General features: G+C 67.3%; 20 protein-coding genes. 1 reads left to right on the top strand and 19 read right to left on the bottom strand.

What is annotated here, in order from left to right; genetic code table 11:
* Position 1: 1 nt before the first annotated feature.
* Positions 2-1,129, top strand: a complete 1,128-nt coding sequence (gene wecB / locus DES44_RS02875) for a non-hydrolyzing UDP-N-acetylglucosamine 2-epimerase (protein ID WP_058936300.1) — start codon at positions 2-4, stop codon at positions 1,127-1,129.
* A 365-nt stretch (positions 1,130-1,494) separates the two neighbouring features.
* Here the strand turns inward: wecB and kdsA are convergent, their stop codons facing one another.
* The 19 genes from kdsA to xrtB all read right to left on the bottom strand — a co-directional run bounded on the left by kdsA (position 1,495) and on the right by xrtB (position 24,597).
* Positions 1,495-2,334, bottom strand: a complete 840-nt coding sequence (kdsA, locus tag DES44_RS02870; RefSeq protein WP_058936301.1) for a 3-deoxy-8-phosphooctulonate synthase — start codon at positions 2,332-2,334, stop codon at positions 1,495-1,497.
* A 631-nt stretch (positions 2,335-2,965) separates the two neighbouring features.
* Positions 2,966-4,306: a UDP-glucose dehydrogenase family protein gene (locus DES44_RS02865; protein ID WP_058936302.1), complete on the bottom strand. Its 1,341-nt coding sequence runs from the start codon at positions 4,304-4,306 to the stop codon at positions 2,966-2,968.
* Between the two features lie 140 nt (positions 4,307-4,446).
* A complete protein-coding gene (locus tag DES44_RS02860) occupies positions 4,447-5,454 on the bottom strand; it encodes an NAD-dependent epimerase (protein ID WP_058936303.1) in 1,008 nt (335 codons plus the stop codon).
* Positions 5,455-5,822: 368 nt separating this feature from the next.
* On the bottom strand, positions 5,823-6,629 hold the full coding sequence (locus tag DES44_RS02855) for a glycosyltransferase family protein (RefSeq protein ID WP_058936304.1): 807 nt from the start codon (positions 6,627-6,629) through the stop codon (positions 5,823-5,825).
* A gap of 37 nt (positions 6,630-6,666) precedes the next feature.
* The gene (locus tag DES44_RS02850) at positions 6,667-7,536 is read right to left on the bottom strand and encodes a glycosyltransferase family 2 protein (RefSeq protein ID WP_170156582.1); all 870 of its coding nucleotides are present in this window, start codon (positions 7,534-7,536) and stop codon (positions 6,667-6,669) included.
* 41 nt (positions 7,537-7,577) lie between these two features.
* Positions 7,578-8,663 carry an acyltransferase family protein gene (locus DES44_RS02845; protein ID WP_083525797.1) on the bottom strand — a complete coding sequence of 362 codons (1,086 nt, stop codon included), beginning with the start codon at positions 8,661-8,663 and terminating at the stop codon, positions 7,578-7,580.
* A 7-nt stretch (positions 8,664-8,670) separates the two neighbouring features.
* Positions 8,671-10,092: a lipopolysaccharide biosynthesis protein gene (locus DES44_RS02840; RefSeq protein ID WP_211326919.1), complete on the bottom strand. Its 1,422-nt coding sequence runs from the start codon at positions 10,090-10,092 to the stop codon at positions 8,671-8,673.
* An 8-nt stretch (positions 10,093-10,100) separates the two neighbouring features.
* Positions 10,101-11,249 carry a glycosyltransferase gene (locus DES44_RS02835; protein ID WP_058936308.1) on the bottom strand — a complete coding sequence of 383 codons (1,149 nt, stop codon included), beginning with the start codon at positions 11,247-11,249 and terminating at the stop codon, positions 10,101-10,103.
* Between the two features lie 332 nt (positions 11,250-11,581).
* Positions 11,582-12,661, bottom strand: coding sequence for a glycosyltransferase family A protein (locus DES44_RS02830; RefSeq protein ID WP_058936309.1), 1,080 nt, complete (start codon positions 12,659-12,661; stop codon positions 11,582-11,584).
* 36 nt (positions 12,662-12,697) lie between these two features.
* Positions 12,698-13,510, bottom strand: coding sequence for a WecB/TagA/CpsF family glycosyltransferase (locus DES44_RS02825; RefSeq protein ID WP_058936310.1), 813 nt, complete (start codon positions 13,508-13,510; stop codon positions 12,698-12,700).
* 43 nt (positions 13,511-13,553) lie between these two features.
* Positions 13,554-14,762 (bottom strand): glycosyltransferase family 2 protein, encoded by a 1,209-nt coding sequence (locus DES44_RS02820; protein ID WP_058936311.1) that lies wholly within the window; start codon positions 14,760-14,762, stop codon positions 13,554-13,556.
* On the bottom strand, positions 14,755-15,960 hold the full coding sequence (locus tag DES44_RS02815) for a glycosyltransferase family 4 protein (protein WP_058936312.1): 1,206 nt from the start codon (positions 15,958-15,960) through the stop codon (positions 14,755-14,757). Before DES44_RS02815 ends, DES44_RS02820 begins: the two co-directional genes overlap by 8 nt.
* A gap of 206 nt (positions 15,961-16,166) precedes the next feature.
* Positions 16,167-17,684: a hypothetical protein gene (locus DES44_RS02810; protein WP_058936313.1), complete on the bottom strand. Its 1,518-nt coding sequence runs from the start codon at positions 17,682-17,684 to the stop codon at positions 16,167-16,169.
* A 98-nt stretch (positions 17,685-17,782) separates the two neighbouring features.
* The gene (locus DES44_RS02805) at positions 17,783-18,430 is read right to left on the bottom strand and encodes a serine acetyltransferase (RefSeq protein WP_083525799.1); all 648 of its coding nucleotides are present in this window, start codon (positions 18,428-18,430) and stop codon (positions 17,783-17,785) included.
* Positions 18,427-19,848: a hypothetical protein gene (locus DES44_RS02800; RefSeq protein WP_058936314.1), complete on the bottom strand. Its 1,422-nt coding sequence runs from the start codon at positions 19,846-19,848 to the stop codon at positions 18,427-18,429. Before DES44_RS02800 ends, DES44_RS02805 begins: the two co-directional genes overlap by 4 nt.
* Before the next feature lie 230 nt (positions 19,849-20,078).
* Positions 20,079-21,134: an acyltransferase family protein gene (locus tag DES44_RS02795; protein ID WP_058936315.1), complete on the bottom strand. Its 1,056-nt coding sequence runs from the start codon at positions 21,132-21,134 to the stop codon at positions 20,079-20,081.
* Entirely contained in the window at positions 21,131-22,870 is a 1,740-nt protein-coding gene (locus DES44_RS02790; protein WP_147306925.1) for an O-antigen ligase family protein, read from the bottom strand. The genes DES44_RS02795 and DES44_RS02790 overlap by 4 nt, the downstream gene beginning before the upstream one ends.
* A gap of 48 nt (positions 22,871-22,918) precedes the next feature.
* On the bottom strand, positions 22,919-23,668 hold the full coding sequence (locus tag DES44_RS02785; protein ID WP_058936317.1) for an exosortase C-terminal domain/associated protein EpsI: 750 nt from the start codon (positions 23,666-23,668) through the stop codon (positions 22,919-22,921).
* Positions 23,665-24,597 carry an exosortase B gene (gene xrtB / locus DES44_RS02780; protein WP_083525800.1) on the bottom strand — a complete coding sequence of 311 codons (933 nt, stop codon included), beginning with the start codon at positions 24,595-24,597 and terminating at the stop codon, positions 23,665-23,667. The genes DES44_RS02785 and xrtB overlap by 4 nt, the downstream gene beginning before the upstream one ends.
* Between the last annotated feature and the right edge of the window lie 31 nt (positions 24,598-24,628).

The following is a 24,628-nucleotide window of genomic DNA, read 5'->3' as shown; positions in this document are numbered from 1 at the left end:
GATGGCTGCGCCGCTGCTTCATCTGATTGCCGGCGCGCGGCCGAATTTCATGAAGCTCGCGCCGCTGGTGCGGGCGTTGCGGGACGATGGTCGGCTGGCCTGGCGGCTGGTGCATACCGGTCAGCATCAGGATCACGCGATGAGTGGCGTGTTCTTTGAAGAGCTGGGTTTGCCGCCGCCGGATGTGTCGCTGGGCTGTCATGGCGGGAGTCATGCGCAGCTGACGGCCCGCATTCTCCAGGCTTACGAGCCGGTGGTGCAGGCGGACCGGCCTGCGGCCTGTGTGGTGGTGGGGGACGTGGACTCCACGCTGGCATGTGCGCTGGTGGCCCGCAAGCTGGGCGTGCGGGTGGCGCATGTGGAGGCGGGGCTGCGCAGCGGTGACATGCGGATGCCGGAGGAGATCAACCGGCGCGCGACGGATGCGATGTCGGACTGGCTGTTCACGACCGAGCCGAGTGCCACGGCGCATCTGCGGCGGGAGGGGCACGCCGAGGCGCAGATCCATGAGGTCGGGCATGTGATGGTCGACAACCTGCTGTATCAGCATGCGCTGCTGGCGGGTGTGGATCGGCAGGGATGGGAGGGGCGCGCGGAGCAGGTGTCGGCGCTGCAGGCTGCGGGACGGTATGGGGTGGTGACGCTGCATCGGCCATCGAATGTGGACGATCCCGTGCAATTGGCGGCACTGCTGAACGCCATGGCGACGCTGTCGGAGCGGTTGCCGTTGCTGTTCCCGGTGCATCCGCGGACGCTGGGGCGGATTCAGGCGCTCGGGTTGCGGCTTCCTCCCTCGCTGATGCTGCTGCCTCCCCTGCCCTATCGTCCGTTTCTGGCACTGTGGAGTGAGGCGGCGCTGGTGCTGACCGACAGCGGCGGACTCCAGGAAGAAACCACGGCGCTGGGGGTGCCGTGTCTCACCATTCGCGAGAACACGGAGCGGCCGATCACGGTGGAGATGGGGAGCAATCGGCTGGTGGGGGTCGATGCAGCGAAGGTTCTTGCCGCTGCACATTCAACCCTGGAGGCATTGGATCGCGGTGAACGGCCAGGGAGCGGGATGCGGCCACCGCTTTGGGATGGGGCGGCGGCGAAGCGGATCGTTTCGGTTCTTGCGGCGCAGATCTGAGGGGGCGTTTCTTTGACTTCGCTTGAAGCCACCAACCGGGCCCCCTTTTGCTCCATGTCCCCCGGACCCTCCGGGTCCTCCTCCTAATACTTCCGCAAAAGGGGGCCCGGTTGGCGGCTTCCGACACCGTGCACGCCCAAGGGCTTCAGGAATGAGGCGGCTCCGAAATCTGTGCGGGCTCGGTAGCTCCCATCAAGACAAAACCCCTGGTGCCGTTGCCCAGTCTCAGTGAGCAATAACACCAGAGGTTCTTACTTCTGCGTCGAGCCTGCGACTCTGAACCGAATACGAGTCGTCGCGGCAGCCCCACTGTCAAGCCATCCGTCGCGATGCGGGCGGGCGGAGATTCGGAGCGGGTTGGGGTCTTAGTTCGTGTCGAGGGCAGGCATGGCCTTGACGAGGTCGTCGATGGCTTTGACCTGCTGGAGGAAGGGCTTGAGCTGCGACAGGCGCAGGGCGCTGGGACCGTCGCAACGAGCTTCTTCGGGCTTCGGGTGGGATTCGAGGAACAGGCCTGCCAGTCCGATGGCCATGCCCGCACGGGCCAGCTCGGTCACCTGACCGCGACGGCCGCCGGAGGCTGCGGCGCCCGATTCACGCTGCTGCAGTGCGTGGGTGACGTCGAAGATGACCGGCTTGTTGCCGCTCACCTGCTTCATGACGCCAAAGCCCAGCATGTCCACGACGAGGTTGTCGTAGCCGAACTGTGCGCCACGGTCGCACAGCATGACGTTCGGGTTGCCGCCTTCTTCGAACTTCTCGACGATGTTTTTCATCTGCGGCGGGCTGACGAACTGCGGCTTCTTGATGTTGATGACCTTGCCGGTCTTCGCCAGGGCGATGACCAGGTCCGTCTGTCGGGCCAGGAAGGCGGGCAGCTGCAGCACGTCGCAGACACTGGCCACTTCAGCGGCCTGGAAGGGCTCATGGACGTCGGTCAGCACCGGCACGTTGTGGGCCTTCTTGACCGCTTCAAAGATCTTCAGGCCCTGCTCCAGGCCCGGGCCCCGGTAGGACTTGATCGACGAACGATTGGCCTTGTCGAACGACGCCTTGAAGACGTAAGGGATGCCCAGTTCCTGGGTGACGCGGACATATTCGCCGCAGACGTCCACCGCGAACTGCTCGGACTCCAGCACATTGACGCCGCCAAACAGCACGAAGGGCAGCGCGTTATCGACCTGGATGTTGTTGATCTTGACCATGGGGATGACTTCCGGGGTTAGCCCGGAAGTATCCCATTTTGCGGGGCGCCCCTGCACCCCCCACTCCCGTCACAACACCAGCAACGTGCCCCCTCCACCGCACTGCCCAAGCAACCGCCGCAGTCCTCGGTCTGAGAAGGCGCACCACGTCACCCGCAGCAGTCCTCGGTTCGGGAAGGTGCAGGGCCGGGTGCCTTTTGCGGAAGTCAAGGAAGGAATGGCCCGCGCAGCGGGACAGGAGGGACATGGAGCAAAAGGTGCCCGGCCCTGCACCTTCCAGCGCAGCCCACCCACATCAGCCACCGCAGTCCTCAGTCCGGGAAGGTGCAGGGTCGGGTGCCTTTTGCGGAAGTTAAGAAGGGAATGGCCGGCGCAGCCGGACAGGAATGACATGGAGCAAAAGGTGCCCGGCCCTGCACATTCCAGCGCGGCCCACCCACATCAGCCACCGCAGTCCTCAGTCCGGGAAGGCGCAGGGTCGGGTGCCTTTTGCGGAAGTAAAGAAGGGAATGGCCGGCGCAGCCGGACAGGAATGACATGGAGCAAAAGGTGCCCGGCCCTGCGCCTTCCAGCGCAGTAAACCGGCCCCTTCACCCAACAGACCGCGCCCGCCGCGATTAACGCGCCGGAATTAACGCGCCGCGATCTTCCCACTCCGCCCGATGGGGTGATGCTCGATCCCCATCGACTTCATCATCGCCGGCTCATACAGATTGCGGCCATCAAACACCACCGGCTGCTTCAAATCCGTCTTGAACCGATCGAAGTCCGGCGTGCGGAATTCCTTCCACTCCGTCACGATGATGAGGGCGTCGGCTTCCGCCAGCGCATGCTCGGCGCGTTCGCAGAAGCTCACGCCGGGGTTGGTCGAGAGGATGCGGGACGCTTCGCTCATGGCCACCGGATCGTAGGCCGCGATCGCTGCGCCGCGCTCGGTCAGGCCTTCGATGATGGTCAGGGCCGGCGCCTCGCGCATGTCATCGGTGTTGGGCTTGAAGGCCAGGCCCCACAGCGCAAACCGCTTGCCGGCCAGGTCTTCGCCGAAGCGCGCCACCACCTTCTCCACCAGCACCTGCTTCTGCCGGTCGTTCGCCTCTTCCACCGCGTTCAGCACCTGCAGCTCCTGACCGTATTCACGGCCAGTACGCACCAGCGCCTTCACGTCCTTCGGGAAGCACGAACCGCCATAGCCGGCACCGGCATACAGGAACTGATAGCCAATCCGCGGGTCCGAGCCGATGCCGCGACGCACCAGCTCGATGTCCGCGCCCACCTTCTCCGCCAGCAGCGCCAGCTCGTTCATGAAACTGATGCGGGTCGCCAGCATCGCATTGGCGGCGTACTTGGTGAACTCCGCGCTCTTCACGTCCATCACCATCAGGCGGTCGTGGCTGCGGGTGAACGGCGCGTACAGCGCGCGCATCATCAGCGTCGCCTGCTCGTCGTCCGAGCCCACGATGATCCGGTCCGGCTTCATGAAGTCTTCGACCGCAGCGCCTTCCTTCAGGAACTCGGGATTGGACACCACCGCGAAATTGGCGGGCACGCCGCGCTTGGTCAGCTCTTCGCGGATGGCGGCGTCCACCTTCTCGGCCGTGCCCACCGGCACCGTGCTCTTGTCCACCACCACCTTGTAGTCGGTCATGCGCTGACCGATGGAACGGGCCGCGGCCAGCACATATTGCAGGTCGGCCGAGCCATCTTCACCGGGGGGCGTGCCCACCGCGATGAACAGGATCGTGCCGTGATTCACCGCCACATCCACATCCGTCGTGAACTGCAGGCGACCGGCGGCCACATTGCGCGCCACCACGGCGTCCAAGCCCGGCTCATGAATGGGAATGCCACCTTCGTTGAGCACGCGGATCTTGTCGGGATTCACGTCGAGGCACACCACATGGTTGCCCATCTCGGCCAGACATGCGCCCGTGACCAGGCCCACATAGCCGGTGCCAATCGTCGTAACTTTCATGCGATAACTCCCAAGGGTCATTCCAAATACTGCCCAGATTCACAAATTCCCAGCCACACCGCGGCCGGGACACATTCCTGTACCGGCGCCCGGTGAGCAAGCCGGGTGCCAGCATCGCTGACAAACGTCAGCGCCTTGTCTCAGATCTTGTAATAGTCGCGATACCAGGCAACAAAGCGCTTCACGCCCTCTGTCACCGGCATGGCCGGCCGGAACCCGGTCCAGGCGGCCAGTTCTTCCACATCCGCATGCGTGGCCGGCACATCGCCGTCCTGCAGCGGCAAAAACTCCTTCTGCGCCTCACGTCCGAGCGCCTGCTCGATCGCCTGGATGAAGCCCATCAGCGGCATCGGCTGATGGTTGCCGATGTTGAACACTCGATACGGCGCGCTCGACCGTGCCGGATCCGCCTTCACCGGGTCGTAGTCCGCATCGGGCGTGGCCACGCGATCCAGCACCCGCACCACGCCTTCAGCGATGTCATCGATGTAGGTGAAATCTCGAATCATCTGCCCGTGGTTGAACACCTTGATCGGCTCACCCGCCAGGATGGCTTTCGTGAACAGGAACAGCGCCATGTCCGGCCGCCCCCAGGGCCCATACACCGTGAAAAAGCGCAGCCCGGTCGTCGGCAGATTGAACAGATGGCTGTAGGTATGGGCCATCAGCTCATTGGCCTTCTTCGTGGCGGCGTACAGGCTGACGGGATGGTCCACGCTGTGATGCTCGCTGAACGGCATCAAGGTATTGCCGCCATACACGCTCGAGCTGGACGCATACACCAGATGCTCCACGCTGTGATGCCGGCAACCTTCCAGCACATTCGTGAACCCTGAAATATTCGAGTCGATATACGCATGCGGATTCACCAGCGAATACCGCACCCCGGCCTGTGCGGCCAGATGCACCACCCGGTCAAAGCCATGCTCGGCAAACACCTGCGCCATCCCGGCCCGGTCCGCCACGTCCATCTCGATGAACGAAAACGCCAGATGCGGCGCCAGCCGCGCCAATCGCGCGTGCTTCAGGGTGGGATCGTAATAGTCGTTGAGGTTGTCCAGGCCGACCACCTGATCCCCACGCGCGAGCAGGATCTGGCTGACATGCATGCCGATGAAGCCGGCTGCGCCGGTGACGAGTACTTTCACGAGATCTCCCGATCGCTGCTCTGAGGACGACGCCTATTTTCCGCGCAATGCTGCTGCACCATCATGACCCCTCCCCCCTCAGTGGGGTGGCCCCACCCAACGACTGAAGTTGCAGCCCCCTCGCCCCACGACGCAGGTCCCGCAGGCCTGGCGCACACCGCACCGCTCGTTTCCAAATCCTCGCAGTGCACGTTCTGAGCCGCCGAAGGCCCGGGGGGCATTGGCGGAAGTCAAGGAAGGAATGGCCCGCGCAGCGGGACAGGAGGGACATGGAGCCAATGCCCCCCGGGCCTTCGGCGGCGAGCGCGGGCAAAGAATGCGTCCCACCGCCGCCCTGCCTCCGAACAAGACGCCCTGTCACAGCCACCTCAGAAGTATTTCGACGTGCCACTGGGCGCCCTGAACCACATCAACAGGAGCTGCGTCCCAATTTCCCAATGCATCCGAGCCCGATCCTTCCGCCCTCGAACGAGCGCGAGCGCGGCTCGTCCCCAGCGTGAGGCGATCTTGTCGGGCCACCGGTTCCTTGGATAGGCGAAATACGCAATCGCCACCTCTTCGTTGATGGTTTTGCGCACATTCACATGGGGGTTTTCGTATTTGACCGAAGGATCGTCCACCCGCATCACCCGCCCGTGCCGGCTCCGGAAATACCAGGCTGCCCACTCCGCGTCTTCCGCTGAAAACACGTCCACCCGAAACGGTCGTTCCTTCACCAGCCTGGTTGGCAACAACGAACAGGCGTTGGACAACCCGTTGTAGCCATCGAATTGTTCCGCCCCGATGATGTCCATCGCGACCTGCCCGGAAGGAGCATTCCGCCAGTAGACCACCTCGATGCCTTGCGCCTGCGCGGCTGACAGGGCCCGCTGCACCACCTGGGGATCGTCCAGCCGCACATGGGCACTGATCAGCAGCGCATACGGCTCCGCCACCGCGCCCATCCCCACATTGATCGCCACGGAGTAGTTGAAGACCTCCTCGGGATAGGCCACCACCTCCCCCATCCGCAGCAAACGCTCCCGCACTCCCGCATCCCGCGAAGAGTCCACGAACACGATCCGCGCCGGCGCCCAGCTCTGCGCCTTCAGTGAGGCGACCACCTGCTCCAGCAACGGCGTGCACGCATGCGTGCGAATCACTGCCGCATAGCTGCGCAACTCGGTGGCACTCACGAACGACCTCTCCAGGATGCCATCGCCGCCCCCACGCTCATGCCTGCGCCGGCGGACGCAGCCAGCGGCGCATCATTTGATACCAGCCCTCGGCCCACCACCCCTGCTTCATGAACTGCCGCATATCCGCCGCATCCGGCCGGAAGCCGTAGTACTCCGAAAACACCTGCAGCAGCATCAACTGCATCGTCCGCCCCTGCCCCTGCCCATGCTTGGCATACATCAGCTGGCAGGCCCTCAGCACCTTCTGCTTGGATTTTGACGAGATCCGATCCGGCCGCGGCGCCACGTCAAACACATAACTGGGCAGGTCCAACAAACGTCCCGGCCCATGCAGCTTCAGGATGCGATAGAAGAATTCCAGATCCTGCCAAGCCGGCATCTCTTCGTCGAACAGCCCGGCCGACACAAACCGGTCACGCGGCCCGAACAGCTGATTGCCCACATGATTGGCCTGCAGCATCATCTCCGCCGTGCAGCGACCGACCTTCGCGCTGTACCAGCGCTTGTCCCCACTGCGGAACTCATACTGCACATACAGCACCGAGGGCTGATCCCCCATCGACGTCAGCAGATGCCAGTAGGCCAGCAACGCCTCGATGTGATGCGGCTTGAACTCATCGTCATCATCCAGCCCGGTCAGGAACACCCCGGTGCTGGCCCGGATCGCCTCATTACGCGCCGCACAGGCCCCGCGCCCCTTCTCATGCCGCAGCACCTTCAGCCGCGGATCCTGCAGGGCGCGCTCCGCCAGCCAGCGCGGCGTCTCATCGGTGGAGCCGTCGTCCACCACCACCAGTTCCACATTCCGATAGGTCTGTCCCAGCACCGACTCCACCGCGGCACGCATCGATGCCAGCCGGTTCTGCGTCGGCATGTAGACCGAGACCAAGGGCGATTCACTCATGTCCATCTTTCATCTCAAAACCAGCAGTCGGGCCGGCGCCATCAGCGCCCGTCCAGCACCGCCTTGCCGCGCGGAAACCAATGCTCCGCCGCCCACAGCAGCAGCAGCGTCAACCCGGCGGCACACAGCCACAGCCCATCGCTGCGGCGCAAACCCACCGACCGGAGCATCTCGATCATCATCGGATGCAGCAGATACAGCCCCAGCGCATAACGCCGGCCCCAATCGGCCAGCCGCTCCATCATCGGCGTGGCCGGCAGCCACAGGCCCAGCGCCATCGCGCCCACGCCCATCAGCACCGCGCCCACATGCAGCTGCAGCTCGATGGCCTGGCCTCCCTTCCAGCGAACCGCCATGCCCTGCGCCACCAGCAGCAGCGCGCCGCCGACCAGCAGCACCGGCCACCACCGCGCGAGCGTGCGGACCGGCACGCTCGCAAGCTTGATGCCAAGCCACACCATCGCCGCCCCACCCAGGAAGCGGCTGGCAAACATGGTGGGCCAGCTCACCCGGCCCATGGCGCACAGCGAGTCGATCACGCTGGCCAGCAGGATCACCGCGGCAATGCCCCACCAGGCCCCCCGCGCCATGCACCAGTCCGGCCGTGCCGCCGCCAGCAGCACCCCCGCCAGCGCCGCATGCATGAACCACAGATGGCCCCAGACGCCGCGCACGATCGCATCCTGCGACAGGATGCGCTCCAGCGCTGCCTTGGGCCCCAGTTGCACGGCATGCAGCAGCGCATACAGCAGCGCGCACACCAGCGTGATCTGCAGCAGCCGCCCGGCCGAGCCCAGCGCGGACGCGGCCCAGTTCGGCCGCTGCCCGAGGAAGAAGCCCATCACCACGAAGAAGAAGGGCACCACCCAGCGGCCGGCGGCCATGGTGAGCTCCATGGCAGGCACCGGCCATTCCGGGAAACGACCGACATGCAGGCCCACCACCAGCACCGCACCAAAGATGCGCAGCGCATCAATGCCGGGCAGCCGCCGGGCCGCCCCGCCGGAGGTCGTGGCAGAAGCGGCGGGCACGCCGACGGCCGGCGCAGGCGCGGCCATCGCCACGGCCGATGCCGCCGATGCCGCGGACCCTGTCTCTGCCGATGCCGATGCCGTTCTTCCACCCATGCCGCTGCTACGCCTTCCCTTTCAAGGTGTTGAGCAGGACCTTCGGCGACTGACCGAAGACCAGACCCAGCACACTGAGATATACCGCGGCGCCAAGGGCAATCAACATGCCGAGCTGCACCTTGGCGGGTAACGCGGTGTGAGCGAGCGCGAGGTCCGCGCCCCACAGCGCCAGGCCCATGGCCAGGGATGACACGACCGGTGCTTTCATCTGGCGCCACAGCGGTCCCGGGGTCGCCTGCAGCCAGCGGCCCATGCACACGATCGTCACCAGGAAGTTCAACAGATTGGCGACGAAGTAACCTGCTGCTACACCGACCACGCCGAACTGCGCACCGGCGAAGAAGCCGACCAGCACCGTGGCCGTGTTGAAGATGCCCAGATAAAACAGCGCCGCGGTGCGCCCCTGCGAGGTCAGGGTGGAGCCGATGGTGCTCATCAGCGACTGCATGATGCCCACCGGCGCCAGCCAGCCCAGCAGCGGTGCCACGATGGCCCACTTCGGCCCCAGCACCACATCCACGAAAGGCACCCGCAGCGACCACAGCCCCACCATGATGGGCATGCTCAGCAGCGAGATGCCGCCCAGCACCTTGAAGTAGACGTCGCGCACGGCGGCCAGGTCGTCCTGGATGCCCGACAGTCGCGGCAGCAGCGCGCGGCCCACCACCCAGCTCATGTGCTGCACCGGGAACAGCATCAGCTTGTAGGCCATGCCGTACTGGCCCAGCGGGCCGGCGCCCAGCACCCGGCCGATGATCATGCTGTCGGCATTGCGGGCGAAGTAGTTGATGAAGTTGAAGGCGGTCAGGCTGCCGCTGAAGCCCCAGAGGGAGCGGAACTCCTCGCGGCTCCAGGTGCGGCCCGGCTTGAAGCCGGACTTGAACCACAACCAGGTGCTGTTCACGCCGATGGTGAACAGCGTGGGCACCACGAAGCTGTAGACCCCCCAGCCCGCCAGCGCACACGCCACCGACAGGCAAAGCCCACCTACCTGGGTGAACACATCCAGGATGGCCAGCTCACGAAAGCGGGCGTGCCGCTCCATCCAGGCCTGATGCACCGCCGTGGTGGCGCCGAGCGGAAAACCCAGCGACATCAGCAGCATCACCGGGAACAGCTCCGGCTCGCGGAAGAACACCGAGATGGGATAGGCCGCCGCCGCCAGCACCAGGCCCAGGCCGACGCCCAGGCCCACGTTCAGCCAGAACACCGTGTCCGCCAGGGTGGGGGTGAGGCTCTTGCGCTGGATGATGGCGGCCCCGGTGCCCATGTCGCGCAGCAGGCTGGCGAAGGTGAGCACCACCCCCGCCAGCGCCATCACGCCATACGCGGACGGCGGCAGCAGCCGCGACAGCACCACCACGCTGACCAGTTGCCCCAGCACCTTGCTGGCCTGCGCCACGCTGAGCCAGCGGACGCTGTGCATCATCCCGCTCAACGCACACCTCCGGCCTGGGCGGTGTAGAACGCCTCAAGGGCACGCTGGCAGATCTGGAGATCGAATTTGCGCACCGCCAGCTCGCGGGCCGCGCGGCCCATGGCGGTGCAAAGGGCCGGGTCGGCCAGCAGCCGCTCGATCTGCGAGGCCAAGGCGTCCACATCCCCTTCCGGGAAGGCCAGGCCGGTGCGCTCCGGCTCGATGCCTTCATCGCGTCCGCCCATGGCCGAGGTCACCACCGGCACCCCGCAGGCCTGCGCCTCCAGGATGGAAATCGGCAGGCCCTCCGCATCGCCGGACTGGCTCACCACGCTGGGCAGGCAGAAGATGCGGGCCGTGCCCAGCAGCTCGCGCACCCGCTGGCTGGGCTGGGCGCCGAGGAAGTCCACCGGCGCGTTCAGCTCGGCCGTCAGGGCTTCCATGCGCTCGCGCAGCGGACCGTCGCCCACCACCTTCACCCGTGCCTGCGGGAAGCGCTGATGCACCCGAGCCATGGCGCGGATCAGGAACTCCAGGCCCTTCTTCTCGACCTGTCGGCCGACAAACAGGATGTGCGGCTCACGCTCGCCGGCCGGAGCGCCGCTGGGGGCGAAGTCCCGCGTGTCCACGCCGATGAAGAGGGTGTGCAGCTTGTCGCCGGAGATGCCGTAGGCCGACATCGCCTGCGCCCGCACCGCTTCCGACACCGCAATGAACGAGACGCGCGGGTCGGCCGCCATCTCCCGCAGGCGGCGCGGGTAGTCCTTCATGTAGTCGCCGCCCTGCCCGCTTTCCCACCAGTCGGGCCGGGTGTGGATGTCGTAGCCATGCAGGGTGACGACGGTCGGCAGGTTCAGGCCCTTGAGCCAGGGCCAGGCCAGCACCGCATCGGTGGCGAAATGCACATGCACCAGCGACGGACGCACGCCCTCCGCATCCGGCCAGGTCAGCGGACGCAAGGCGGCGGGCAAGGGCCAGCCCAGACGCCGGTACAGCCGCCAGCGGATCGCATCCACGGTGCCGGTGGGCGACAGGTCCAGCAGCTGCGGGTCCAGCCCGTCCAGCGACAGGCCGTTCAGGCACAGCCGCTGTCCCACCAGCGTGGCGCGCCAGTCCCGCAGATGCAAGGCCTGCTGCCGGACAAAGGTCTCGGACAGGGGCAGCAATTCATCTCGAACGACAAGAACTCGTCTCAATCGGATTTCCCTCAACTCAATTCATCATCAGGTCGGGCCCGCCGCGCTCACGCCTTTGGGGCGCTCTCGCAGCGGGGATCCAACCCTGGCCGGCTGACCAACCTCGTTCAGGCCGGCAGGCGTCGCCGTATTCGCATCCCGCTTCCGGATCTGCATTCGGAGCCGCAGCCGCATTCGGCGCCGTATCAGCAGCCGCATCCAACTCCGCACTGGTCTCCGCCAGGGCCCTGGCCGCCCGACATCGGCCCATCGGCCTGTGTCGCCCCATGCAGCCGATGCGGCCTGTCTGTTCACGGTCCCGCTCAGCCCGCCACCGGCTCCATCTGCAGACGCGCCCGGCCGCGGATCTGCTGCTTGAGCGCATTCATCGCAGTGCGCATCTCCCAGGGGTCGGCCCGCCCGCCCAGGCCGAAGCGCAGGGCCCGCGACGCCAGCCCCAGCGGATGGCGGTCCACGAAGGTGCGGCGCCAGCGCAGCTCACGTTCGGCCGCCTCGCCGGACCAGGCCGATCCGGAACGGGCCAGCGCATGCACCATGCGGGCATAGTCGTCCGCATACTCACGGCGGCCCTTCACATCGATCAGCGCCTGGCCATGCGAGCAGAACGGCACCGGATCGAACGCAGCCTGCCCCGACCAGCGCGCCAGCAACCCGCCCAGGTGGCGCGAGATCCGACCCGACATCTGCAGTTGGTCCCAGTACTTCTGACGGCTGACGCTGCCGCTGTGGAAGCGGTAGCGCAGCACGTTCTGCGGCAGGTTGATGCCCTGGCGCTGCAGCGCCAGCTCGCTGAACAGCAGATAGTCCTCTGCCAGGTTGGGCACTTCGATGTCGGCCTGCGGATCGGTGGCGCGGAACATCGACTGGCCGTAGCGGATGCCGCGGTCACGCACCGCCTGGCTGCGCAGGCTGATGGTGGGATGGGCAAAGACGTTGCGGAACAGCGCGCAGCGCGCCAGTTCGTCCTTGTCCGTCGGATGCGTCATCGCGCCGATCTCCTGGCCCTGCGCATCGATCATCACCGACTGCCCGCCCACCAGCACCACGTCCGGGTCCCGCTCGAAGGCGGCATGGGTCAGGGCCATGCGCTCGGGCAGGCATTCGTCATCGGCATCCATGCGCATCAGGTAGGGCGCCTCGATCAGGCCCAGCCCTTCATTGAGCAGCCCCGCCAGGCCCTGGGCTTGCGGGAACGGATGCAGCTCGATGCGCGGGTCCTGCGCCGCCGCACGGGCCACGATCTCGGCCGTGCGGTCGGTGGAGCCATGGTCCAGCACCAGCAGTCGCCAGTCGCGCTCGGTCTGCGCCTGCACGCTGGTCAGCGCCTGGCTCAAAAAGGCTTCGCCGTTCTTCACCGGCATCAGCACATCAAACAAGGCCATGCATGCCCCTCGCTACGTTCATCACCACGCCCCTGTTCACGACAGACGCTTCCTGGCCCGCGAAGCCCGCCACAGCAGGCCCAGCGCAAACGGCACGCCGTCCACCAGATATCGATGGGCCAGACGGCCCGGCTCCTGCACCAGCCGGTGCAGCCATTCCAGCCCGGAGCGCTGCATCCAGCCCGGGGCGCGTTTCACATCGCCGGCCACGAAACTGAAGCTGACGCCCACGCCCAGGTACCAGGCGCTCGGGGCCAGCGGACGCAGGCGGGCAATGAGTTTTTCCTGCTTGGGCGAGCCCAGGCCAATGAAGACGATCTGCGGCTGCCAGTCGATCAGCAGCCGCTCCAGGCGGGCCATCTCCTCGGGCTTTTGCTCGAAGCCAAAAGGCGGGCAGAGGCAGCGCACCGTCGCTTCGTGCCCCTGCGGCAGCAGAGTCTTCGCCGCCGCTTCCGCCGCGCCTTCGTTGCCGCCGATGAAGGCCATGCGCAAGCCGGCCGCATGCGCGCGGGTGACCAGTTGCACGAACAGGTCGGAGCCGGTCAGGCGCGCCGGCAGCGGCGTGCCCTGCAACTGGCTGGCCCAGACGATCGGACGTCCGTCCGCCGTGAACACATTGGCATCGGCCACCAGGGCGCGGAATTCGGGCTCCTGGCGCCAGCGGCGCAGGATGTCGACATTGGGCGTCACCACCCAGCCGCCGCGCCCGGCGAGGGCTTCGGCCACGATGTGGTCGGTCAGCTGCGGGACGGTGCTGGCCACGAACGGCAGGCCGTCCACCGCAATGGTGGGCAGCACGGCCGCGGAGGCCGACGTCGCGGCGGGCGTCACGGAGGCGGAAGGGGTCATGGGAAGACGGGCACTCATCAGGCAGAACGGGCCGGGGGCGCCGTCACAGATCTCGTTTGGTTCGCACCCACTCGACCTGGCGCTTGAAGACAAAGCGCAGGTAGAGCGGGACCTTGGACAGCAGCAGCAGCGGCGCGCCGGCGAGTTCGGACAGGCTCAGGATGTCGTCGGCCCAGCGCTGCTGCGCAATGACGATGGCCCCCACCAGCATCAGCACGCTCAGCAGCGCCACCCCCATCGGCGCCCACCAGCCCAGCAGCACGGCCAGCAGCAGGGTGACCATCAGCCAGCCCACCTGCATCAGCGCCAGCAGCGTCAGCGGCGGCACCAGCATGTCCAGCACCTGCAGCAGCTGGGCCCCGCGGCCCGGCCGCATGGAGCGCCACAGCAGACGGGGGCCCTCGCCCACCAGCATGGCCAGGTGGCCGTGTTCCCAGCGGGTGCGCTGGCTGGCGGCGCCTTCCTGGCTCTTGGCAAACACGCTGGTCACCAGCGCGTCCTCGCACAGCAGCGGGGGCGCGCCGAGCTGGGCCAGGCGCACGCCCAGCTGCATGTCTTCGGCCAGATGGCCGCTGGCCAGCGGCGCCTGCACCGCCACCGCCCATGGGAAGGCCATGCCGGTGCCGTACAGGCCGCAGGGCAGTCCCAGCTGGTGCATGCCACGCGGCCGCACCAGGTTCTTCACCCGCATGGCGAATTCGGCGATGCGCGCCTTCAGTCCGTCATTGGCCGCTTCCATCAGGTAGGTGGCCTGCACCGGCCGGCCGGTGGCATGGGCCACCGAGGCGATCCGCGGCAGCAGGCGCGGGCCCAGCTCGCAGTCGGCGTCCAGGATCACCACCACATCGGGCGCATGCCCTTCCTGGATCGCCAGCGCTTCCAGGTGCCGCACGCCGAAGTCCAGCGCGAAGCCTTTGCCGCGGTCGGTCGCATGGGTGCGCTCCACCACGGTCACATCGAATTCACGCGCCTGGGCGGCGGTGTCGTCGGTGCAGTTGTCGGCCACGACCAGGATGCGGTCCTGCGGCCCCAACTGGGCCATGGCCTGCATCAGGGTCGGCCGCAGGCCCCGGCCCTCGTTGTGGGCCGGCATGACCACGGCGATGCGTTCGGGCCGAGGGTGCTCTCGCTCGGTCCGGTCCGGCAGCAAGGCCAGCACCACCTGCGCCAGCAGCAGCAAGGCCGGGACGGCCAGCAGCAGGCTCAGCATCAGCACCAGCAGCCAGGGCAGGCCCTGCAGCAGTTCAAGCATGGACATACTCCTGGAAGAGATCGGCCAGCCGCTCGGCCTCGACATCCACATCGTGGCGCATCAGCACCCGTTGGCGCGCCGACTGGCCCATGGCGGCCAGGGCACTGTCCTCGGTCCGCAGGCAGGCCAGCATGGCGGTGGCCAGCGCCGGGGCGTCACCGGCCGGCACCAGCCAGCCATTCTCGTCCGGCAGCACCAGCTCGGGTATCCCCGCAATGCCGGTGCTCACCACCGGGCGGCCCAGGGCCATGGCTTCCATCACCACCACCGGCAGGCCTTCGGCGAAGCTGGCCAAGACCAGCGCACGGGCGTCGATCAGCTCCTGGCGGACCTGGTCGCTGCTGATCCAGCCGGTGATGCGCACGTGGCGCTCCAGGCGGTGGGCGCGGATGCGCTCTTCGATGGCGCCGCGCAGCTCGCCGTCGCCGGCCAGCACCAGCTCGAAGTCCGGTTCCTGCGCCGCCACCAGGGCAGCCGCCTCGATCAGCAGCAGATGGCCCTTCTGCTCGGACAGGCGCCCGACACAGACCAGCCGCCGGCCGGTCGGCGGGGCGGCATGAACCTGATGGAAGGCCGGCTCCAGCCCGCAATGCACCACCCGCACCTTGTTCCAGTGCTGACGGTCCACCCAGCGGTACAGCTGGCTGCGGCAGAAGGAGGTGATGGCCACCACGAAGCGTGCGCGGCGGATCTTCTCGCCCAGGTGCAGGAACTCGGGCTTGTCGAATTCCTCGGGGCCATGCACGGTGAAGCTGTAGCCGGGGCCGCCCAGGGCCTCGACCAGCATGGCCACTTCCGCCGAATTGGTGCCGAAGTGCGCATGTACATGGGTGGCGCCGGCCTCTCGCAGCATCCGCAGGGCCACGCAGGCTTCGGCCAGGTAGACGAGGTGCAGCGGCCAGGGCCGGTCGGCCCGCAGGCCAATGCGCAGGGCCAGGCGCAGGGCCTGGAGAAAGCGTCCCGGGGCGCGCACGGCTTCGGACACGAAGGCCTTGGCCAGTGCCACGCCGCCGCCTTGCAGCAGGTATTGGGTGCGGGCCTTCTCGGCCTGGTCCTGCGCATCCGGCGCCGGGTCGTCCCAGCCGCGAATCGCCAGCCGCTGCACCGGCACGCCATGCTTCTCCAGCGCCAGGATCTCGCGACGGATGAAGGTGTGGCTCACCTTGGGATAGTGGTTGACGAGATACGCGACCTTCACGGAATTCCTCGGGACAACGGGGGGCTGAGGGTGGGACTGACGGTGGGATGGAGGGGCCGACGAGGGGCTGCCACCCACCGGCCCCCCGGCGACGGCCGCGCCGGGGCGCGATGATGCAGGCGCCGCTGCCGGCGCCTCAATGACCTTGGTCATGCCCGTCGGCCCGGACAACGGGGACATCGGCGCTTGCGGCGACGCGGGCGCGCTCATGCGCCGGCCACCACGCGCAGGTCGGCGCTGGCACTGCCGCTGCCCGAGGCCTTGACCGACGTGCGCACCGAGGCCACGCCGTCCGGCCAGTCAAACTTGGCGCTCTTGCCGTTGTCCAGCTCGCCGCTGTCGGCCAGCGTGCGGCCGCCGCGATCCTTCAGCTCCACCCGCAGGCGGGCGTCGCCGGTGCAGCGTGCGGTGAGGCGGCAGGCCTGGCCCGCCTGGGGACGCGCCCAGGTCACGCCGCTGAGCTGCCGGTTGCCTTCCACGGCCAGCACCGCCTCGCGGGCGTCCTCGAAGACCACCGCCTGGCGCCAGGTGTCGTAGCGCGCGCGGGCCGTGCCTTTGACGGCACGCCAGTCGCCGCGCATGGACAGCACGTTCATCGGCGCGTCCAGGTCCACCGGCCGGTCGTTGCCGTCCAGCCAGCCCTTGGCCGACTTGACTTGGCGCAGGGCGCCGCGCAGCCGCTCCAGGTCGTTGCCGACCTGGCTGTTCCAGCCGTTCTTCAGCACGATGGGGAAGCGGGCGCCGATTTCGGCATAGATGCAGAAGGGCGTGCCGTGGTTGCGGTCCACCACGTAGCCGCCGTAGCGCTTGAGCGTCTCGCCGATCTTGCGCATGCTCAGGTCGCCCAGCGAGCGGATCTCGAAGTCCGGCGGCAGCATCAGCAGCGCGCCTTCGGGAATCTGGCCCTTGTTCTGCTCGAAGCCCCGGTCGGCCGAGGTGGCGGGGAAGATGTAGCCGGGTGAAGGGCTCAGGCCGGAGAAGGTCAGCGACATCGCCAGCGCATGGCGGTAGAGCGGCTCGCCGTCCTCGATTTCATGGCTGCGGATCAGCCCGCCCATGGTGGGCACGCCGGCGGCGCGGGCGCCCTGGAAGTAATGCGCCGGGTCTCCCCAGCCGCGGCCGTCCAGGCGGGTCCAGGCATATTGCTGGGCGCGCCAGTCGTCGCCCACCTTCTTGAGCTGGAAGAAGGAATGGATGATGCCGGCCTGCGGGTCCACCAGATCGGCATGGCCGTCCGAGCCGCTGGCCGGCAGCACGCTGGCGGGCCAGCGCGGGATCAACACTTCCGGGACCATTGCTTCGGCATCCGGATCCCAGACGCCCTTCTGGTTCACCGGGCCCAGCACGCGCTGGGGTTGGTCGTCCGGGCTGCAGAGGAAGACGCCGACCGAATACTTGCCGCTTTCGATGGCCGGGAAATACGCGTCCTTGGGAATGCTCCAGCTGTCCAGCACGGGATCGATCGGGCGGCAGTTCCAGGGCGACTGGGCGGAGAACGGGCGCTCGGCGGTGCCGAAACGGGTGGAGCCGCGGCCTTCACCGCGCTCAGCGCCACCACGGCGCTTGTCCTGGCCCTTCTCGGACCCTTTCTCGGCCCCCTTCTCGGCCGACTTCTCCTGCGGGTCCTGCCGCTGCTGGGCCCCGGCCAGGCCCGGCGCCAGGGCGGCAGCGGCCAGCCCCAGGCTGGCGCCGCACCAGTGGCGTCGATCCCATTGCATCGTCATGTTGGCTACCCTTCCGTACTTCCCTCGATCACGCCGACCCACGACCAGTCAGGCCGCGAGTCACCACAAGCCATGCGGGTGGCCACCCCTGTCTCGATTCAACCGCCGATCGATGTCGGCGATGTTTTTATAGGTTCATCCGCCCCCGGTGTCCGGGACATGGGGGACACAGCGGCAGCTGGAGGCACCGCATCGGTGCCGGTGGACGCCGCCGGTGCACTGGTCGTCGGCAAGGGCAGGATTCGTGCCGGGTTCCCAACGGCGGTCGCCCCCGGGGGCACGTCCTGTAACACCACCGCCATGGCGCCGATGCGGCAGCCGGCGCCCAGCCGCACACCGCCGATCACCTGCGCATAGGCCCCCAGCTCCACGCCGTCTTCCAGCACCGGGCAGGGGCCGTCCGGCACGCGGTTACCCAGCGTCACACCTTGTCGCAAGGTGCATTGGGCGCCGATCACGGTGCCGGGATTCACGAAGATGCCGCCGAAGTGCCAGATGCGCAAACCGGGACCAATCCGGCAATCCTTGGGCAGGCTGATGCCGGTCACGGTTTCCACCACCCGGAACATCAGCCAGTAGGCCTTGGTGCGCCAGCGCCGGCCCATGCCAGGCGGCATGGCGTCCACGCGCCGGCCAAACCGGTAGACCCACAGGGCCCAGAGGGATTGCTCGCGCCGCCAGGCGCGTGCGTCGCCGCAACGCGCCAGGTCGGCTTGCCAGTCCCGATCCGCATCCGCCTGGCTCATTTCATCAAGATCTTTCCGGACAAGGCATTGAGCGGCGCGTCCGAGACGAGCGTGCCGCCGACGGTGGAGACGGTGCCGGCATTGCCGCTGTAGGCATACACCGCCACGCGCGCATAGTTGGCCGGCCAGTTGAAGGTGGCCACGGCGCCGTTGGCCAGCTCACCGCTGTCATACAGCTTGGTGCCGCTGTTGTCATACAGGGCCAGCCGCAGCCGACCGCCGCCGCTGCAGCGGGCGGTGAGCTTGTAGGGCGTGCCGGCCACCGGCTTGGCCCAGGCCACATTGCTGATGGTGCGGGTGCTGTAGTTCACCTGCACCACATCCACCGCGTTGTAGGGGAAGACAACCGCCTGCTTCCAGGTGTCGTAGGTCCCCAGCGGCGAGCTGCGCTGCAGCGACCACTGTCCCCGCATCGACAGGATGTTCAGCCGCTGCTCGGGCACGATGGGCGCGCCGTTGCCGTCGATCCAGCCCGACACGCTCACCACCTGCCGCAGCGCCGACCGCACCGCCTGCAGCTCATTGGCTGTGGTGTTGTCCCAGCCATTGGGCATCAGGTTGAAGTTGCTGCCGTTTTCGGCGTAGATGACAAACGGGGTGCCGTAGTTGCGGTCCACCACATAGCCGCCGTAGCGCTTGAGCGTTTCCGCCACCTTGCGCAGCTTGAGATTGGTCAGGCTGCTGGTGTCGAAGGTCGGTGGCAGCATGAGCAGCGCGCCTTGAGGGATGCTGCCGGTGTTGGTCGTGGCGGCATTGCTGTCGGCGGAAGTGGCCGGATAGATGTAGGTGGTGGCCGCGCTCAGCGCGTTGTAGGTGAGCGAGATCGCCAGCGCATGCCGGTACCAGCCCAGCCCGTCGTCCACCTCCGCCTTGCGGATCACGCCGCCAATGGCCGGCACGCCCACGGCGCGGGCGCCCTGGTAGTAGTGGCCGCCCTCCCCGAAGCCGCGGCCCGCCAGCGGCGCCCAGGCGTACTGGCCGGCGCGCCAGGTGCCGTTGTCCAGCCGCAGCTGGAAGAACGAATGCACGATGCCCATGGCCTCGTCGATGATGTCGGCATGCCCGTCCGAGCCCGACGCCGGCACGACATTGGCCGGCCAGCGCGGGATCACCACGGTGGACCGGTAGCTCTCCGCATCCGGATCCCAGATGCCGCTGGTATTGCCCACCGGCGGATAGACGGTGACCGACGGGTCCGACGCCAGCGCCTTGAACACGCCGGTGGACCAGGTGCCCTCGGCGACCGTGGGGTAATAGTTGGACGTGGGGATGGTGAAGTCGCTCAGCACCGGCGCCACCGGCTGCATGTACCAGGGCGAGAACGCCGCGAACGGCGTGTCGTAGGTGCCGAACACCCGGGCCGGCGCGGTCTGCGCCGACGCCTCGGGCGCCAGCATCAGGTCGGTGCCGCACAGCATCACCGCCAGCGCACCGGCCGCGAGTGCGCGTGCCGGACGATGGGCCGCTTGGGACCGATCGGGCGGATCGTCTCCCAGCCACGCACGCGCGGACCCGGCGAGCCGCCCCCTATCGCGGCGAGCGCGGTGAGCGGGATCAGCGCGATCAGCGCGATCAACGGGTTGGGGCGGCCCTTGCAACGGAGTGCGGGGCGAAGAGAACAGCGATGACAGCGAGGGTGACGTCATTTTCAGACCTCCTTCAACCGCCGGCCGCGCCCTGCCCCGACACGCTTGGCCAGCTCGTTGAAACGCCGCTCCACCTGGAAAGTGGAAACGTGCGCAATACCGAAGACCACCAACAACAGCAACGGTCGCTTCAGATATTTGACCCAGAGATCACCGCTGCCCAGCCAGGTGGCCGCCAGGGGCAAGTGCCACACATAGAGTGCATAGGAAATGGAAGCGATATAGGCAAATACCGGTCCTCCCAGCCAGATCGAGAGTCGATGCCTGGGCTGCGCCATCAGCGCACCGACGAAGGCTGCAGCCGCATAAGGCCGCAGGTAGGTCAACGGGTTATACACCTCATGGCTGAGGAAACTGCCCGCCATCAGTAACAGCAGGAAAGCGGGCACCATGCTCGGGCGAGACAAGACCTGGCGCACCGCCGGCCAGAAACGCGAATGCATCACCAGGGCCAGGCAGGCCCCGGCCAGCAGGTCGTCGGCGCGGAACCAGGTCACGCTGGAGGCGGTGATGTCGTGCGAGATGCGCATGCCGGTGAAGGTCATCAGCAGCGCCGGGAACAGCCACCAGATGGCCCGCACGCGCAGCCACAGCATCAGCGCGGCCAGCATGTAGAACTGCACCTCGACACAAAGACTCCAGAAGTGGTCGATCGGGGGCACCAGCCGCTGGGGCGGCAGGTTGGCGTAGAAGAAGAGATAGCTCAGCGCCGTCTCCAGGTCCACCGGTCGGAACCACCACACCACCGACAGCGCAATCCAGGCCGCCGGCACCACCCGCAGCAGCCGGCGGGCCAGAAAGCTCGACACCGGGGGCCGCTTGAGCAACTGCCCGGTGATCAGGTAGCCGGAGAGGATGAAGAACAGGGCCATGCCGAACATGCCCAGCGATTCATTGAGCGGAATGCCCCCCAGGGTGAAGGGCATCAGGTGGGTCCACAGCACCGCCAGGATGCTGATGGCCCGCACGCCATCCAGCACCGGGTAATGCTCGGCGGTGGGGCTCGGTTCGGAGATCGGGCGCGGCGGTTCAGCCGCCGGAGTCAGGTTCGCGCTCACCGGGGACGGCCCTCCGGGCCCACACCGGGTCGGCGGTCGGGGCGGCCGTCAGAGCCGCGGCCGTTGGTCGCGTCACGGCCCGTATGGCCCCGGCCCGGGCCACTGCGGCCCGAGGCACCGCGGTTCCCGCTGGTGCCCTGGAGCGCACCGGCCTGCGCCGGCACCTGCCGCGTCAGCCCCATGGGCACGGTGTTCAGCCAGGCCGTGGCGCTCACCGACCGCTCGGCGGCCGCGCCCGCTTCCCCACGCGCACGCGCCTGGGCACTGGGACGGATGCCCCAGGTCCGGCGGTAGCGGCCTTCCCGCAGGCCGTCCGGCACCAGCCGCATGGCCAGCGCGCACAGGCAGCCCATGCAGAACCAGAAGTACCAGTTGTAGATCAGGTAGGCGAACATGTTGTCCGAGCTGGACACCAGGAAGTTCGCCACCAGCAGGCACATGCCGATCAGCGCCAGCAGCGGCTTGACGCCGAACAGCCGCCGGATCATGCGGGCGGTGCTGAAGTAGAGCCACAGATAGGCGGCCAGGCCCAGTGCGCCCAGCTCGAAGAAGGTCTGCACCACGGCGCTGTGAGCGCCCCACTTCATCACGCCGGCCATCGAGAAAAATTCCTGCGACAGGGCGAAGAAGGACTCGGCGCCATACCCGGCCAGATAGCGGGTGGGCGACATCCAGGTGAGCGCATCGGTCCACAGCAGCTTGCGCCAGGCAAAGGAATTGAGCTTGGCGTACTGCACCACCTCATTGCCTTCGGTCAGGCCCATCACCCGCTCCCGCAATTCCGGCAAGGCCATGAAGCCGGCCGCGCCGATGAGGACCAGGTAGACGAGATAACGCCGCTCCCGCACCAGGCCGTAGACCGAGAAGATCAGCAGCACCGAGATCCACGCGCTGCGTGTCTTGGTGGTGTAGAGCAGGCCCAGCAGCAGCAGCATGTAGCCCACCACCACGGCGGTGGTGAAAAAGGTCTTGCCGATCTGCTGGCTCTTCCATCGATAGAACAGCACACCCAGCGACAGCACCAGGTAGAAGGCCAGGATGTTGGCGTGGGGGAACGGACCGCCGTACCGCAGGCCGGACTCTTCCAGCGCATCACCGCCGCCGGCGGTGCGGCCCATGGCGATGTAGGCCAGCGAGACCAGCGCCACCGGCACCGACGACCAGGTGACGATCTTCAGCATCTTGTTGAAGTCATCCTCGTCCTGCACCAGGAAGAAGGCCACCAGGAACAGAGCCACCACCGACAAATACCCGAGGAACAGACGGATGGCCGCCATTTTCTCCGGCGAATACACCAGGCCCAGGGCCTGCATCAGCAGCAGCGGCCCCCAGACCCACCAGGCCTGCTTGGGCAATCGCTTGGGATCGCGGGAGATGATCAGCGCCGCCAGCAGAATGACCAGGGCATTGAGCAAGCCGCCCAGGCCACCGACCGCGGCCATGCGGGCCTGCTCGAAGATGGGATTGGCGCCCGCCCGGATCAGCAGCACCACGATCAGGAAGGCTTCGCGGCTGTAGATGAAGAGGAAGGCGGTCAGCATCACCAGCGGCATGACGGCCAGCATCACCGGCTTGTCCTCGGCCACGCCGCCGATCAACACGCTGGCCCAGCCGATCACCACCGCACCGACCGCCAGGCCGATCAGCCCGAGGAAGCCGGCACCGTCCATGCCGTAGGCCACGCTCCGCCACAGCCGCAGTCCTGTCCCCCACCAACGCAAAGATAAGTCCTTCACTGCAAGTCGCTTCCTGTCGCTGCCCGTCTGTCCGTCCGCCCTGCGTGCTCAGCGCACCAGCAGGCCGCGGCTGGTCGCCGGCACGGCCGCGACCATGTCCTGCAGGAAGGACTCCATCAGCGCCTGCGAGGCCGGCGCGTCATCGGCCTTGGCCAGGCGCTGCGACACACGCACCAGCACGCCGTCCGGAATGCGGCCCTTGAAGCCCTCCTGCAGGATGTACCAGCGGGCCTGCAGGCCATCGCCACCATACATGTTGCCGATGCGGATCCAGTAACGAACTGCCTCAAAGCCGCCGCCGCGGGCTTCGGTGAGGATCTGGGTGGTGGGGATCGGCGTGGCGCGCGCCTCGGTGCTGATGGCGTGGCCGCTGCCGATCTGACGCACGGCAAAGCCCTGTGCCGGATAGCAGACTTCCGGCCGGTGTACTTTCACATCCTGCCGCTGGCGTTCGCCCCAGGCCAGGGCCAGCATGATCATGTCGCCGCGGCTGTTGGCGTAGGTGCGCATGACCGTCTGGTCGTAGGGCTGTTCCTGCACCGTCTCCACGCCCTGGGCCACGTCCACCTGCGTGGTGGAGTCGGCCACCACGCGCCAGTCGCCAAAGGTCTTGGGCACGACCGCATCCAGGCTGGGGGCATTGCTCATGGCCTGCAGCCGCGGCGTGGCCAGCCAGGCGCAGGCCGCAGCGGCCATCATCACCAGCAGGCCCATGATGGCGGTGTAGATCGAGAACCGCGGGATGCGGGCCGCCGCCGGCACCGGGCGTGCGGCAGCGTCGGGAGGAATGGCGCTCATGCGGCCTCCTTGTTGCCATGACGGCGTTCCACCCGCAGCGACAGGGCGCGCAGCAGGCTGTCGGTCAGCACGATCAGCATCAGCGCGGTCAGGAACAGCGCCATGCCGGAGAACTCGTGCATGAAGCCCTGCCCCACGTCGTCGCCGAGATGGTAGGTGAGCAGGGCCAGGATCAGGATGCGGATCACGTTGGAGCAGTAGGAGATCGGCACGATCAGCAGCGCCAGCGTGAAATTGCGGAACACCGATTCATGGCGCACCACATTCATGTAGAGCAGGCCAAGCGCTTCCAGCGTGAACAGCGAATTCAGGCCGGCGCAGGCATCGGCCACCATCAGCTGGTAGGAGCCGATCTGCAGGATCACGCCGGAGCGCGCCACCGGATAACCCAGGTGGTACATCAGCTGCTCGGCGCCCCAGGAAGCGGCCAGCTTCATCGGCTGGGTGATCACGTCCACGATGGACGCCGGCAGCGGCACGGCAAACAGCAGCAGGAAGAAGGCGAACCAGTAGCGACGAGCGATGCCCGGCCCCAGCAGCAGCAGCGCAATGCCCAGCAGCACCGGCAGCAGCGAGCCCAGCTCCAGCAGCGCAATCGACTGCGAGCGGCCCAGCACATAGGCCGCAGTCCCCAGCAGCAGCACGATCCAGCCCAGCACTGGCGCCGGACGCGCCTCGAAGCGCTCGCCCTGCCCGGCGAGCCGGCGGGTCTGGAAATAAAAGTACCAGGCCGACAGCGCCAGCACGATCGGACCATGGCTGTTGCGGTCTCCGCGCCACGGCCCGTGCATGAAGTCGATGAGGGTGGGCACGTACATGACCGCCAGGCCCAGGGCCAGCATCACCAGCACCAGACGGTTGGCAGCCCAGAACGGCCCGAACCGGGGTGCCACCCGGCCCGGGTCGCCGGGGAGGACATTGCGCGACATGACTTTCACTGGATTCCCTGCGAAGGCGACA

This window comes from Roseateles depolymerans (assembly GCF_003387155.1).
Taxonomy (GTDB): Bacteria; Pseudomonadota; Gammaproteobacteria; order Burkholderiales; family Burkholderiaceae_C; genus Roseateles; species Roseateles depolymerans.
The sequence above is the reverse complement of the archived record's forward strand: the minus strand, read 5'-3'. Positions and strand labels throughout refer to the sequence as shown.